At 68.9% G+C, this 12,009-nt stretch carries 13 protein-coding genes; 7 read left to right on the top strand and 6 right to left on the bottom strand.

The window, feature by feature from the left end; genetic code table 11:
- On the top strand, positions 1-223 hold a 223-nt coding region (locus A8M77_RS36020; protein WP_202820605.1), incomplete at its 5' end, for a hypothetical protein.
- Positions 224-229: 6 nt separating this feature from the next.
- Here A8M77_RS36020 and A8M77_RS04940 read toward each other — a convergent pair.
- Positions 230-1,306: a pirin family protein gene (locus tag A8M77_RS04940; RefSeq protein WP_086920424.1), complete on the bottom strand. Its 1,077-nt coding sequence runs from the start codon at positions 1,304-1,306 to the stop codon at positions 230-232.
- 337 nt (positions 1,307-1,643) lie between these two features.
- Here A8M77_RS04940 and A8M77_RS04935 point away from each other — a divergent pair, with 337 nt between their 5' ends.
- Together A8M77_RS04935 and A8M77_RS04930 are read left to right on the top strand one after the other, a co-directional pair.
- Positions 1,644-1,886: a hypothetical protein gene (locus tag A8M77_RS04935; protein WP_086920423.1), complete on the top strand. Its 243-nt coding sequence runs from the start codon at positions 1,644-1,646 to the stop codon at positions 1,884-1,886.
- A 101-nt stretch (positions 1,887-1,987) separates the two neighbouring features.
- Positions 1,988-2,212, top strand: coding sequence for a hypothetical protein (locus A8M77_RS04930; RefSeq protein WP_086920422.1), 225 nt, complete (start codon positions 1,988-1,990; stop codon positions 2,210-2,212).
- A 94-nt stretch (positions 2,213-2,306) separates the two neighbouring features.
- Here A8M77_RS04930 and A8M77_RS04925 read toward each other — a convergent pair whose 3' ends face one another.
- From A8M77_RS04925 to A8M77_RS04915, 3 genes are all read right to left on the bottom strand, one after another.
- The gene (locus tag A8M77_RS04925) at positions 2,307-3,038 is read right to left on the bottom strand and encodes a hypothetical protein (RefSeq protein ID WP_202820604.1); all 732 of its coding nucleotides are present in this window, start codon (positions 3,036-3,038) and stop codon (positions 2,307-2,309) included.
- The gene (locus A8M77_RS04920) at positions 3,025-4,695 is read right to left on the bottom strand and encodes an HsdM family class I SAM-dependent methyltransferase (RefSeq protein WP_086920421.1); all 1,671 of its coding nucleotides are present in this window, start codon (positions 4,693-4,695) and stop codon (positions 3,025-3,027) included. Before A8M77_RS04920 ends, A8M77_RS04925 begins: the two co-directional genes overlap by 14 nt.
- Positions 4,696-4,772: 77 nt before the next feature.
- On the bottom strand, positions 4,773-5,252 hold the full coding sequence (locus tag A8M77_RS04915; RefSeq protein ID WP_086920420.1) for an FKBP-type peptidyl-prolyl cis-trans isomerase: 480 nt from the start codon (positions 5,250-5,252) through the stop codon (positions 4,773-4,775).
- A gap of 153 nt (positions 5,253-5,405) precedes the next feature.
- On the opposite strand from A8M77_RS04915, the gene A8M77_RS04910 reads away from it, so the two are divergent.
- Positions 5,406-6,425 carry an SDR family oxidoreductase gene (locus A8M77_RS04910; RefSeq protein WP_086920419.1) on the top strand — a complete coding sequence of 340 codons (1,020 nt, stop codon included), beginning with the start codon at positions 5,406-5,408 and terminating at the stop codon, positions 6,423-6,425.
- Between the two features lie 24 nt (positions 6,426-6,449).
- Here the strand turns inward: A8M77_RS04910 and A8M77_RS04905 are convergent, their stop codons facing one another.
- A complete protein-coding gene (locus A8M77_RS04905; protein ID WP_086920418.1) occupies positions 6,450-7,208 on the bottom strand; it encodes an SDR family oxidoreductase in 759 nt (252 codons plus the stop codon).
- 136 nt (positions 7,209-7,344) lie between these two features.
- Here A8M77_RS04905 and A8M77_RS04900 point away from each other — a divergent pair, with 136 nt between their 5' ends.
- Both A8M77_RS04900 and A8M77_RS04895 read left to right on the top strand, forming a co-directional pair.
- Positions 7,345-8,253: a LysR family transcriptional regulator gene (locus A8M77_RS04900; protein ID WP_086920417.1), complete on the top strand. Its 909-nt coding sequence runs from the start codon at positions 7,345-7,347 to the stop codon at positions 8,251-8,253.
- A 95-nt stretch (positions 8,254-8,348) separates the two neighbouring features.
- Positions 8,349-9,488 carry a YihY/virulence factor BrkB family protein gene (locus A8M77_RS04895; RefSeq protein WP_086920416.1) on the top strand — a complete coding sequence of 380 codons (1,140 nt, stop codon included), beginning with the start codon at positions 8,349-8,351 and terminating at the stop codon, positions 9,486-9,488.
- Here A8M77_RS04895 and A8M77_RS04890 read toward each other — a convergent pair.
- Positions 9,463-10,455 (bottom strand): SDR family oxidoreductase, encoded by a 993-nt coding sequence (locus tag A8M77_RS04890; RefSeq protein ID WP_086920415.1) that lies wholly within the window; start codon positions 10,453-10,455, stop codon positions 9,463-9,465. The two genes, A8M77_RS04895 and A8M77_RS04890, sit on opposite strands and share 26 nt — an antisense overlap.
- A gap of 196 nt (positions 10,456-10,651) precedes the next feature.
- Here A8M77_RS04890 and A8M77_RS04885 point away from each other — a divergent pair, with 196 nt between their 5' ends.
- Entirely contained in the window at positions 10,652-12,007 is a 1,356-nt protein-coding gene (locus A8M77_RS04885; protein ID WP_086920414.1) for an NRAMP family divalent metal transporter, read from the top strand.
- The last annotated feature ends 2 nt before the right edge of the window (positions 12,008-12,009 follow it).

Here is a 12,009-nt window from a genome sequence, read left to right as displayed (position 1 = left end):
ACCACCGCCCCCGCCGCCCGCCTGCACCAGCGTGAGCGCGGCACCCGGCACGCACATCGGCGCGGGCCGCGCCGGCTTCGGCGGCATGTTCAACCTGCGCGCCATCAGCACGGGCGACCAGCGCGACATCGGCTTTGCCTGGGACTACTTCTTCGCCCGCGTGACGCTCTACCAGGGAGACGGGGGGCGCTGGTACGCGCAGCCGCCGGCCGGCTGCGGCTGAGCCGCTTCAGCCGCGCCCTGACGGCGCCTCGGCCTCCACCGGCCGGTCTTCCCGCCCGTCCGGATGCCGGGCGAAGCGGGCCGGGTCGCGCCCGTGCACCGGCGCCATGTCGTCCCACGGCCAGCCGCCGAACTGCGTGCGCCGGTAGTCGTTCATCGCCTGCGCGATCTCGGCCTGCGTGTTCATCACGAAGGGGCCGTACTGCGCCACCGGCTCGCCGATGGGTCGGCCCTGCAGCACCAGGCATTCGCCCGGCGCGTCGCCATTGACCAGCTCCACCGCCGCGCCGGCGCGCAGCTCGATGGCGGCGGGGCCGTCCACCCGCTGGCCTGCGATCTCCAGGGACGCACCCTTGAAGAAATAGAGCGTGCGGCGCGTGCCCTCCCCGGTGGCGGGCGGCAGCGTCCAGCGCGCGCCGGGCGCCATCCGGATCGTCCAGATGCCGATGTCGCTGTCGGCCTGCGCGGCCCAGGAGTCGGGCGGGGGCGCCAGCGGCCCGCCGGCGCCGGGCGCGCCATCCACCGGCCCGATGCGCCCGGCGATGCTGGCCACCTCGGTCGCCCGACCCTCGCCGTCCAGCGCGGTGAAGCGCGGGATGTCCTCGGCCCAGAACATCGTGAAATGCGGCTGCGCCATCTTGCTGCGCGCCGGCAGGTTGAGCCAGATCTGGAACAGCTCCAGCGGATTGGGGGCGGCTTCGTCCAGCAGCGGGAACATCTCCGCGTGCACGACGCCGCGGCCGGCGGTGAGCCACTGCACGTCCCCGCCGCCGAAGCGCGCGGCGGCGCCCAGCGAATCGGAGTGGTCGATGAGCCCTCGGCGCACGATGGTCACGGTCTCGAAGCCGCGGTGCGGATGGCCCGGGAAGCCCGGCACCGTGGTGCCGTGGTACATGCTCCAGCCGTCCTGGCGGCTGAAGTCCTGGCCCAGGTCGCGGCCGGCCAGCGAGGCGTCCGGGCCCATCCGGGCGTTGCCGCGCGGGTAGGCGTCGTCGTGGTACGCGCAGAAGAGGAAGGGGTCGAGGGTCTTCCAGGGGAAGCCCAGGGCTTCGATGCGGACGATGGGGCTGGGGGCGGTGCTCATGGGGTTCTTTCCTGCGTGCGCCGGTCCTGTGGCGCTCGACATCCTAGATGGGGGCGCCGGCCACCGGATGAAGTGCCTGCCCGCAGAACGCAGTCGCCTCGCGCATGCAACGACGATGTGCGGTGCGATTCCCGCGCTGTTCGGGGAATGGCGCGCCTCGCAGGCCCTGCACAATGCGCGTGGCCGGGCAGTGACCCGGCGACAGGGCAGGTCCGAGACAGCCGCGCGAAGCCCCTTTTCCTACAAGAACGCCATCCACATGGACCCGTCCTCTCCGCCAGAAAGCCCTGCCCGCGATCACCGGCGGCCGGAAGCCGGCCGATTGGCCAGGGCGGCCATGCGCACCCAGCCGCTGCCGCTGGCATACCCGGCGGCGCCGCATCGGACGAAGCGCTTCGCGGCCCTGCCCTTCCTGACCGTGCTGGGCTACTACGCGCTGGGCGTGTGCACCTTCTCCATCATGGCTGCGGGCAATGTGCCGGGCGGCGGCGACGTGTCATGGATGGCCTGGCATGCCATCGAGACCACGGGTCCGGTCGCCCTGGTGCTCGCGCTGGCAGCCGGGCGCTGGTGGGTCTGACACGAAGCCCCGACGGCTTCCCTTCCTTGCTACGGCGCCTTCCTACAGGGGGGCGGCGGGCCGCGGCGCTACTTTGGCAAGCAGCCAAGGAGTCACACATCATGCCCATCGCCACCCCGCCCGCCGACTTCGATCCGACCATCGTCCCGCCGGTCCGCAAGGCGCCCACCGAAGCCGAAACCCGCGATACCGGCATCGCGACCGACGCGCCCATCACGCCCGAAGCCCTCACGCGCCCGGACAAGCACATCACGGACCTGGTCAAGCTCTGGCCACAGGACCGCCCGATCGCTTCCCTGCTGCTGGCCTGGCAGCTCGATGCCTGAGGGCGCGCCGTCATGGCCGCCCTGCTGGCGATGCGCCACCTGTGGCTGCGACTGCGCGCGGAGGAGCGGCCTCAGTGGTGAGAGATCGCGCGCATCAACTGGCTTTTTGCAATCTGCCTTCCACGAATTCATAGAAGTCGGGATTGCGCTGAGCCGTGAGTGCCAACAAGTCGTCCAGGACATCTGATAGCGGAATGGATTCATTCGGGCGGCCCACTGCCTGGCAGGTCAGTTCGACTTGGGTAGGTGATGCATCGAGGAGCAGCAGATAGAAGCGCTCGAATTGCTCTTCGCGCCCTGCGGGATCGTTCCTGCCAGTAAAAAGCTGCAGCCTCGAATGTGCGTTTGCAAGCGTTGAACGCCGGCGCAGCGTGCCATCGCTAGCCGCGCCTTTGTCAAGAAAGAAGAAGCCGGCCAACACAGCGTAGGGGAAGCGACGGTGCAGGGTCACTGCCTCCATGAGCATGTCGCTGCGGCGATTGGTCAGATTCTTCTGATAGTTCCCGGTCGCTTCGTCCTTGAAGTTGATGGTCTTGACCGAGATGGCCAGGAGCAAGCCGTCCGTCTCGGTAGCCCATGTCACGTCGACCTTCTTGGCGCCCAGCCCGCCCGACATTCGGCGCTCCGCGCCTGACGCGCCCGGCTCGGTGTTTGCGCCGGGCCTTGCACCCTTTAGGCCACGGTGTCGCAGCTCATCCGCCAGCGCGACCGCGACCGCTTCCGATATTTTTTCGCTGTAGCGCTTTTTCTCTTGCTGCGTCGTGTGTGTCGACTTGGCTGGCAACTGCGAAAGCGCATTCCACAGCAACTCATCAATCCGAGCCATTGCTGCCCTTTGCCCGGGTCATGCGGCGCTGCAGGAGGGCTGCACGCCCCGTGCGCAATGCGTCGACCTTGTCGCGGGTCAAGCCAAGCTGGTCCTGGAGGATCAATTGATCCACGAGATCGACAGCCGATGTGAGATCGTTGCAACGGATAGCCGCGGAAATCCGGTTCGCCTCTTTGAGGAGAGAAGGGCGAACGGCTTCCAAAGCCGCTTCCGAAGGCATCGGCAGCATGGCCACTTCGGTGGGTTCGTGCTTGAGCATCCCGCCACCATAGGCTCTGCCTACAACCTCTGAGCCCAGCAGCGTCATGCTGTTGAGAGCCGCGATGGCCAGCAACTCTTCTCCCAGCTTTTGACGCACTGCATGCAGCCGCAGCCCGTAGACGCTGTTGAGCAACTGCACGCCCGCGCCGTTGCGCACCAGCCGCGGACGATCATGATTCATGTAAGTAAAAAAGAAGTCGGGCCGCTGCACCAGGGGAACCTTCCACCAGGGCGCCCGGACCCTGCACTTGTATGCCTCATTCACGCCTTCGCGTTCGCCTTGGCTGATGTATCGCTTGGCGGCAGCAGACAAGGAGGAAGAGTTTGGTGGTGAAAACAGGTAACACCGATCGCCTTGCTCGGCCTGCATCTTCCAGGCGTGTTCCGAGAAAGTCAGGCCGCGCAGGTGGCGTGAACCTGGCGGAGAGACGCGCGTCAATTCGGAGGCCTGCAGGCCAAGCGTTCGGACATCGTCCTTCGTCAGCGCGAAGTACTTGTTGTTGCCGGTGACGGCGCCGAGATAGGTGGATCCCCAATCGGCCATCACCTCGAATCCGTGGCAAGCGGCAACCTCTTCGTACAGTTCCATCGCGCCCGCTGGAAGCAGTGCGCTTGTCCACTTGTGTGCACCCTGGGGTTTGAACCCGGTCCATTGTGCAGGCGCGCGCGACTTGAGGTCTGGGGCGTCTTTGGCTTGATAGACCTCGAAATGGCTGGCTCCTCCTTGTCCCTCTGCGAGAAGCAGCACGACATCTTCCAGCACACCGGGAAACACGAGGTTGTCGAACAGCACAAGCCGCACGCTGCCAAACCGCTTCAGGAGGAAGGTACGAACCTGGGCGGCATACTGAACCGACAACAGCTCCGCCGGAAGCACCAAGCCTAGGCGGCCACCAGGCTTGAGGAATGAGGCGGCGTGAACTGTGAATGCCGCCCAGGAACTCGAGAGCCCGTTCAGACGAACGCCCTGTCGAAGCGCCGCCTCCAACGCCAGGGCGCGAGACGCGCCGGAAAAGTTCTGATAGCGGACGTACGGTGGATTGCCTATCACGACATCGAAACGCGGTTCCGACCTCCGCGAGAAGAAGTCACCTGTCTGCAGCGATGCTGTGCAGTTGCTGGCAGCAAGCAATGAGGCTGCTGCTTGCACGGAAGCCGGGTGTATGTCTTGACCATGCAGCTGTCCCGCTAGGTCGCCAGCCGTTGCGCCAAGTTGCTTGAGCTGCTTGCCGGCAGGAAGCAGGAAGGCAGCTTCGCCGCAGGAGGGTTCAAGGACGCGATCCGTGGGGCGCCGCACAGCCCACTGAACGATGAACTCGGCAATCTCTTCCGGCGTGAAGAACGCACCCCGCGCCTTGCGATGCGATGGTGAGTCCGTCTGAGCCAGCTGCATGTGAGGTTCCGTTGGGTGAGCTGGCGAGACTGTACACGCAACCAGTACTGTATGGATAGCGATGGTTGTGTTGCACCTCAGTGGTGATGCCCGTGCTCGCCATGCACGTGGCGATGGGCAATTTCCTCGGCCGTGGCGGTGCGCACACCGGTCACCGTGAGACTGAATTTGAGCGACTTGCCGGCCAGCGGGTGGTTGCCGTCGAGGATCACCTGCGGGCCCTTGATCTTCACCACGTTGTAGACCTGGGGCTGCCCCTGGTCGTTGCGCCCCTCGAGCTGGCCGCCGACCTTCACGCCCGGCGGGAAGTCCGTCTTGGGGATGGTGCGCATCAATGATTCGTCGCGCGGCCCGAAGGCGTCCTCGGGCTGAAGCTGCAGCGTGGCCTGGAAGCCCACTGCCTTGCCTTCCAGCGCGGCCTCGATCTTCGGGAAAGTGTTCTCGTAGCCGCCATGCAGGTAGACCATGGGCGTGCGCCCTTCGTCGACGAGCTGGCCGGTGGTGGCGTCGACGATCTTGTAGCGCAGGGTGACGACGGCGTCTTTCTGGATGTTCATGTTCGGGGCTGGAAGGATGAAAGCCCGGATTTTCGGTCAGGTCCGCCTGTCATCGATGGCCCACACGCCGAAGCAGCCAGCTCCCACGAGGTGGCGGCCGCCCGGCCCGGATAACCGAAGCAACTCATTCTTTCCACCTGCCGGAAGCCCGCCATGCCCTTCGATACGCCTTCTTCCCCTGCCTCCTCCACTTCCTACAAGCTGTCGCAGGTCGTCGTCCTGACCGGCGCCTCCAGCGGCATCGGCCGCGCGACCGCCCTGGCCTTCGCCGGCGAGGGGGCCGACCTGGTGCTGGCGGCGCGCGAGCGCGAAGCCCTCGACGTGGTGGCCGCCGAATGCAGCGAGGCCGGTGCCCGCGTGCTGGTGCAGCCCACCGACGTGACCGACCCTGCGGCTGTCAAGCAGCTGGCCGACGCAGCGCTGGAGCGCTTCGGCCAGATCGACGTCTGGATCAACAACGTGGGCATCGGCGCCATCGGCCTGTTCGACCAGACGCCCATCGAGGCGCACCGCCGCGTGGTCGAGGCCAACCTGCTGGGCCACATGCACGGCGCCCATGCGGTGCTGCCCCATTTCCGCGCGCGCGGCTGCGGCACGCTGATCAACATGATCTCGGTGGGCGGCTGGATTCCCGCGCCCTATGCCGCGGCCTACAGCGCCAGCAAGTTCGGCCTGCGCGGCTTCTCCGAGGCCCTGCGCGCCGAACTGGCCGGCCTGCCGGACGTGCACGTGTGCGAGGTCTACCCCACCTTCGTCGACACGCCCGGCGTGACGCACGGCGCCAACTACAGCGACCACCGCCTCTGCCCGCCGCCCGGCCTCGTCGATCCGCGGCGGGTGGCGCAGGTGCTGCTGTCGCTGGCCCGGAGGCCGCGCCGCACGGCCTATGTCGGCATCGGCGCGCGCTCGGGCATCTGGGCCCATGCCGTGGCGCCGAACCTGATGGCGCGCGGAATGATGTGGCTGACCGAGCGCAGCCTGGCGCGCGCCGAGCCGCGGCCGCACACCGACGGCAACCTGTTCCTGCCCTCGACCGGGCATGCGATCGACGGCGGCTTCGGTTCGTCCAAGCTCGCCGGCCGGCCCTCGGCGGTGGCCGGCATGGCCGCCACGGCGCTCGGCGCGGCAGCGCTGGTGGGATGGCTGGCGCTGCGGCGCCGGCGGGCGTACTGAGCCCGCCGCCGGCAGCGTGGGGGCTCAGAACTCCTGCGACACCGGCCGCAGCACCACCTCGTTGATGTCGACGTCCTTCGGCTGCTCGACCGCGTAAACCACCGCCCGGGCCACGGAATCGGCCGGGATCTGGTTCGCTTCGTAGAAGGCCTTCACGCCGGCCTGGGCCTCGGGGTCCGTGCTGCCGTGCTTGAGTTCGGACTCCACCGCGCCGGGCGAGACGACGGTCACGCGCACGCCGCTGTTGCCGACTTCCACGCGCAAACCTTCGGAGATGGCGCGCACCGCGTGCTTGGTGGCGCTGTAGACCGTGCCGATCGGCGTGAACACCTTCAGGCCCGCGATGGAGGCGATGTTGACGATGTGGCCGCTGCCCTGCGCCTGCATGCGCGGCAGCACGGCGGCGATGCCGTAGAGCACGCCCTTGATGTTGACGTCGATGGTGCGGTCCCACTCGTCGACCTTGAGGCGGGCCAGCGGCGACAGCGGCATCACGCCGGCGTTGTTGACCAGCACGTCGATGCGGCCGAAGGCCTCGACGGCGGCGGCGGCCAGGCGCTCCAGGTCTTCGCGCTTGGCGACGTCGGTCGCGACCGCGATGGCCTCGCCGCCGGCCTCGCGGATCTCGGCCACGACCTGCTCGAGGCGGTCGGTGCGGCGGGCTGCCAGCACCACGCGGGCGCCGCGCGCAGCCAGGTGGCGGGCAGTCGATTCGCCCAGGCCGCTGCTGGCGCCGGTGACGATGGCGACCTTGCCGCGGATGTTGTCTTGAACGTTCGTCATGGAAGCTTCCTTTCGAGGGGTGGTGGATGGATGGCCCTCAGTGTGGAAAATCCGGGCGTTCCCGTAAATGAAACTCTGGCGAGTACAGAATTCCTGGATCGGGAACAATGCCGATCTTGCGTTCCGAAAGGCCCTCATGTCCAACCGTCTCGAAGCCCTGCGCGTCTTCTGCGCCGCCGCCGACGCGGCCAACTTCCGCGAGGCGGCCATCCGCCTGTCGGTCTCGCCGCAGGTGGTGACGCGCGCGGTGCGCGAGCTGGAGGACGAGCTGGGCGAGCCGCTGTTCCACCGCAGCACGCGCGGCGTGCAGCTCACCGACTTCGGCCGCACGCTGGCCGAGCGGGCGCGCGGCGCGGTGAGCGGCGTGGATGCGCTGTTCCACCGCAGCGACCGCCGCGCGCTCTCGCAGCATGCGGGCACGGTGCGGGTGAGCGTGCCGAACGTGCTGGGCCGGCGCTTCATTCCGCATGCGCTGGCGCCGGTGCTGGCGGCGCACCCGGGGCTGGTGCTGGACATGCGCCTGTCGGAGCAGATGGCCGACGCGGTGGGCCAGCACATCGACGTCGGCGTGCGCGTGGGGCGCCAGCCCGACAGCCGCTTCGTCGCGCGGGCCGTCGAGCGCATGGCGCTGAAGGTGGTGGCGGCGCCGGCGCTGGTCGCGCGCACCGGCGTGCCGCGCAGCCTCGACGAACTGCAGCGCATGCCGCTCACGGCCCTGGTGGACGCCAACTCGGGCCGGCTCTGGTCCTGGGCCTTCAGCCGCAAGCGCCAGATGCCGGTGGCCACGCCGGCCTTCGTCACCGACGACACCGACGCCGAGTGCAGCGCGGTGCTCGCCGGCCTCGGCTTCGGCCAACTGGTCGCGCCGCTGGCCGACCCGTGGCTGGCGTCGGGGCACCTGGTCTCGGTGCTCGACGCCGAGGCGCCCGAGCCCTGGCCGGTGCACGTGTGGCGCGCCCAGCGCACGCCGGTGCCGGCCCGGGTGCGGCTGGTGTACGACGCGTTGGTGCGCATGCTCGGCAGCGGCACGGCGCCGCTGCGTTGACGGCCGCGCAAGAAGGCGGCCTACTTCAGATCGCAAGCTTGGCCCATGGCGCGTGCGGGCGCGTGTCCGAAAGTGGAACCCCACGCGAGGCCGCCATGAAACCCAAGCAACTGTTCGAGCTGTGCCGTCAGTCCGTCAACGCATGGATCGACGACTACGCGCCCAGCATGGGCGCTGCCATCTCCTACTACACCATCTTCTCGCTGGCCCCGCTGCTGGTGATCGTGATCGCCGTCGCGGGCGCGCTGTTCGGCCGCGAGGCGGCGCAGGGGCGCATCGTCGAGCAGGTCTCCGGTCTGGTGGGCCGCGAGGGCGCGGTCGCGGTCGAGGCCATGCTGCGCAGCGTGAGCGAGCCCGACAAGGGCCTGATCGCCGGCCTGATCAGCGCGGTGGTGCTGCTGGTCGGCGCGACCACCGTGTTCGCCGAGCTGCAGAGCGCGCTGGACCGCATCTGGCACGTGCCGGAGCGCGAGAAGCCCGCGGGCCTGTGGGCGGTGCTGCGCGCGCGGCTGCTGTCCTTCGGTTTGATCCTCGGGCTGGCCTTCCTGCTGATGGTCTCGCTCGTGGTGAGTGCGGCGCTGGCCGCGTTCGGCACCTGGTTCGGCGGGCTGATGCCCGGATGGGAGCTGCTGCTGCAGGGGCTCAACCTGGTGATCTCGCTCGGCATCGTCACGTTGCTGTTCGCGCTGATCTACAAGCTGATGCCCACCGCGCGCATCGCCTGGCGCGACGTGTGGATCGGCGCCGCGGTCACGGCGCTGCTCTTCGAACTGGGCAAGCTGGGCATCGGGCTGTACCTGGGCAAGAGCGGCCTGAACGAATCCTTCGCCGCGGCCGGCTCGCTGGTACTGCTGGTGGCCTGGGTCTACTACGCGGCGCAGATCTTCCTGCTGGGGGCGGAGTTCACCAAGGTCTATGCAGGCGCGCATGGCTCGACCTCCGGCGAGAAGGCGATGGCGGCCACCAGGGTGCAGGCGCAGGAAGCGGCGGAGGGCACTGACCGCTTGGACGCGGACGGCGCCGTGCCGGGCGCGCCGGCGCCGCTGCCCGACTACGCCGGCATCGGGCAGACGGCCCGCGTGCAGGAAGAGGTCGACCGGCGGGTGGCGCGCGCCCAGACCGCGCTACTGCGCCAGTTGATGTGGCTGGGCACGCTGGCGCTCGGCAATCTCGTGGCGCAGCGGTGGCACCGGCGCCAGCGCAAGGTCGCTAGACGGCGCCCACGCTCCCCGTGATCGGCAGCACGATGCCCGTGATGTAGCTCGCACAGCAGGGTGCCGCCAGGAACACGTAGGCCGGTGACAGTTCTTCGGGCTGCGCCGGCCGCTTCATGTCGGTGTGCTTGCCGAAGTCCTGCACTTCCTGGCCGGAGCGGTCGGCCGGGTTCAGCGGCGTCCACACCGGCCCGGGTGCGACCGCATTGACGCGGATGCCCTTGTCCAGCAGGTTGCTGGCCAGCGACTTCGTGAAGGCATGGATGGCGCCCTTGGTGGTGGCGTAGTCCAGCAGGTGGCTGCTGCCCTCCAGGCCCGTGACGGAGCCGGTGTTGATGATCGAGCCACCCGGCGGCAGGTGCGGCACCGCGGCGCGCGCCATCTGGAAGTAGCCGTAGATGTTGGTCTTGAAGGTCAGGTCCAGCCGCTCGTCGGTGATGTCCTCGATGCTGGCGGCATGCAGCTGGAAGGCGGCGTTGTTGACCAGGATGTCCAGCTTGCCGAAGGCCTCGACCGTCTCCTTCACCGCGCGGCGGCAGAAGGCCGGGTCCCGCACGTCGCCGGGGATCAGCACGCAGTGCCGACCCTCTTCGTGGATGCATCGTCGCGTCTCCTCGGCATCGACCTGCTCGTCCTCCAGGTAGACGATGGCGACGTCGGCGCCCTCGCGCGCATAGAGCAGCGCGACCGCGCGGCCGATGCCGGAGTCGCCGCCCGTCACCAGCGCCACCATGCCGTCGAGCTTGCCGCTTCCCAGGTAGCCGGAGGCCTGGAAGCGCGGCTGCAGGTCCATGTCGGCTTCCAGGCCGGGCTTCTTGAGGTGCTGGGCCGGCATGGGGTTCTCGGGCTCGGGGCGGTGGCCGGCCTGCACCGGCGCCTTGCTGGGCTTGGCGTCGCCGGCGGCGCGGTCCTTGGCGTCCTGTTCGCGTTGCACCTTGCGCTGCTGCGCGGCGACATCGCTGGTTTCGTTGGGGGGGGTGGTGGGCATGGGGGCTCCTGCAGGCTGAAGAGGGGATTGACGAGTCACCGTAGTCAGGTGCCCGACCCCTCCATGTCGTCCGATGCCGCGTCGCCCGTGCAGACTCGACCAAATCCCACAGCGGGAGGCGGCCGGGGCCTGCGCGGCCGACGGCACGCGGCCTCGACGCTCGAGGCATCCATCCAACCCCAGCCCACCGATCGCCATGAGCCGCACGGCCGTCCCGAAGGCGAATACCGCAGCCGAAGGCGGAGGTACTCCAGTTGGCACGCCTCCCGCCGACGTCCATCGAGGTGCCGACACCGAGGACCGCGAGAAGTGGTGGGCCAAGCTCGGCCCGGGCCTGATCACCGGCGCGGCCGACGACGACCCGAGCGGCATCGCCACCTACTCGCAGGCCGGGGCGCAGTTGGGCTACGGCGTGGGCGGCACCCTGCTCTTCACCTATCCGCTGATGGTGGGCATCCAGCTCGCGAGCGCACGCATCGGCCGTGTCACCGGCAGGAACCTGGTGCAGGCCTTCGCCCGCTTCTGCCCGCGCTGGCTGGTGGCCTCGCTGGTGCTTCTGCTGCTCACCGCCAACGTGATCAACCTGGGTGCGGACCTCAACGCCATGGGCGACGCGGCGGCGATGGTGCTGCACGGGCCCGGGGCCTGGTATGCGGTGGGCTTCGGCGTGCTGTCGCTGCTGCTGCAGGTGTTCCTGCCCTACGAGCGCTACGTGCGCGTGCTCAAGTGGCTGACGCTGTCGCTCTTCGCCTACGTCGGCGTGGTCTTCGCGGTGGACGTGGACTGGCCGGCGGCGCTCAGGGGCCTGCTGCTTCCCTCCTTCGCGTGGAACAAGGAGAACGTGACGACGGTGGTCGCGATCCTGGGCACCACCATCAGCCCCTACCTCTTCTTCTGGCAGGCCGCGCAGGAGGTGGAGGAGATCCGCCGCGTGCCGCAGGACCAGCCGCTGCGCGTGGCGCCCGAGCAGGCGCGGCGCCAGTTGCACCGCCTGCGCGTCGACACCGCGGTCGGCATGGGTTTCTCGAACCTGATCGCCTTCTTCATGATCACGGCCACCGCGGCCACGCTGCATGCCAACGGCCACACGGACATCCAGACCACGGCACAGGCGGCGGCAGCGCTGAAGCCGGTGGCGGGCGATGCGGCGTTCCTCCTGTTCGCGCTCGGCATCATCGGCACCGGCATGCTGGCCCTGCCCGTGCTCGCCGGCTCGGCCGCCGATGCAGTGGCCAGCTACGTCCATGTGCGCCGCGGCCTCGACCTGCCGCTGGCCAAGGCCCGCAGCTTCTACGGCATCCTGGCCGCGGCCATGGCGATCGGGGTGGCGATCAGCGTGTCGGGCGTGAACCCGATCTCGGCGCTCTACTGGTCGGCGGTGATCAACGCAGTGATCTCGGTGCCGGTGATGGTGGCCGTCATGATCGCCGCCGGCAGCCGCAAGGTCATGGGCGAGATGACGCTGCCGCTGAAGTGGAAGCTGCTGGGCTGGCTCGCCACCGCCGCCATGGCGGCGGCGTCGCTGGCGCTGCTGGTCGTCTCGATCCGCTGATC

The sequence above is a fragment of the Variovorax sp. JS1663 genome, from assembly GCF_002157355.1.
GTDB lineage: Bacteria > Pseudomonadota > Gammaproteobacteria > Burkholderiales > Burkholderiaceae_C > Variovorax.
This window is presented reverse-complemented; position numbering and strand designations above follow the sequence as displayed.

What these genes read in the sequence shown, in the direction of transcription:
- A8M77_RS04940 (WP_086920424.1), bottom strand. Translation starts at nt 1,306, where the DNA reads ATGAGCACCGCCCCCAGCCCCATCGTCCGCATCGAAGCCCTGGGCTTC.
- A8M77_RS04935 (WP_086920423.1), top strand. Translation starts at nt 1,644, where the DNA reads ATGCGCACCCAGCCGCTGCCGCTGGCATACCCGGCGGCGCCGCATCGG.
- A8M77_RS04930 (WP_086920422.1), top strand. Translation starts at nt 1,988, where the DNA reads ATGCCCATCGCCACCCCGCCCGCCGACTTCGATCCGACCATCGTCCCG.
- A8M77_RS04925 (WP_202820604.1), bottom strand. Translation starts at nt 3,038, where the DNA reads ATGGCTCGGATTGATGAGTTGCTGTGGAATGCGCTTTCGCAGTTGCCA.
- A8M77_RS04920 (WP_086920421.1), bottom strand. Translation starts at nt 4,695, where the DNA reads ATGCAGCTGGCTCAGACGGACTCACCATCGCATCGCAAGGCGCGGGGT.
- A8M77_RS04915 (WP_086920420.1), bottom strand. Translation starts at nt 5,252, where the DNA reads ATGAACATCCAGAAAGACGCCGTCGTCACCCTGCGCTACAAGATCGTC.
- A8M77_RS04910 (WP_086920419.1), top strand. Translation starts at nt 5,406, where the DNA reads ATGCCCTTCGATACGCCTTCTTCCCCTGCCTCCTCCACTTCCTACAAG.
- A8M77_RS04905 (WP_086920418.1), bottom strand. Translation starts at nt 7,208, where the DNA reads ATGACGAACGTTCAAGACAACATCCGCGGCAAGGTCGCCATCGTCACC.
- A8M77_RS04900 (WP_086920417.1), top strand. Translation starts at nt 7,345, where the DNA reads ATGTCCAACCGTCTCGAAGCCCTGCGCGTCTTCTGCGCCGCCGCCGAC.
- A8M77_RS04895 (WP_086920416.1), top strand. Translation starts at nt 8,349, where the DNA reads ATGAAACCCAAGCAACTGTTCGAGCTGTGCCGTCAGTCCGTCAACGCA.
- A8M77_RS04890 (WP_086920415.1), bottom strand. Translation starts at nt 10,455, where the DNA reads ATGCCCACCACCCCCCCCAACGAAACCAGCGATGTCGCCGCGCAGCAG.
- A8M77_RS04885 (WP_086920414.1), top strand. Translation starts at nt 10,652, where the DNA reads ATGAGCCGCACGGCCGTCCCGAAGGCGAATACCGCAGCCGAAGGCGGA.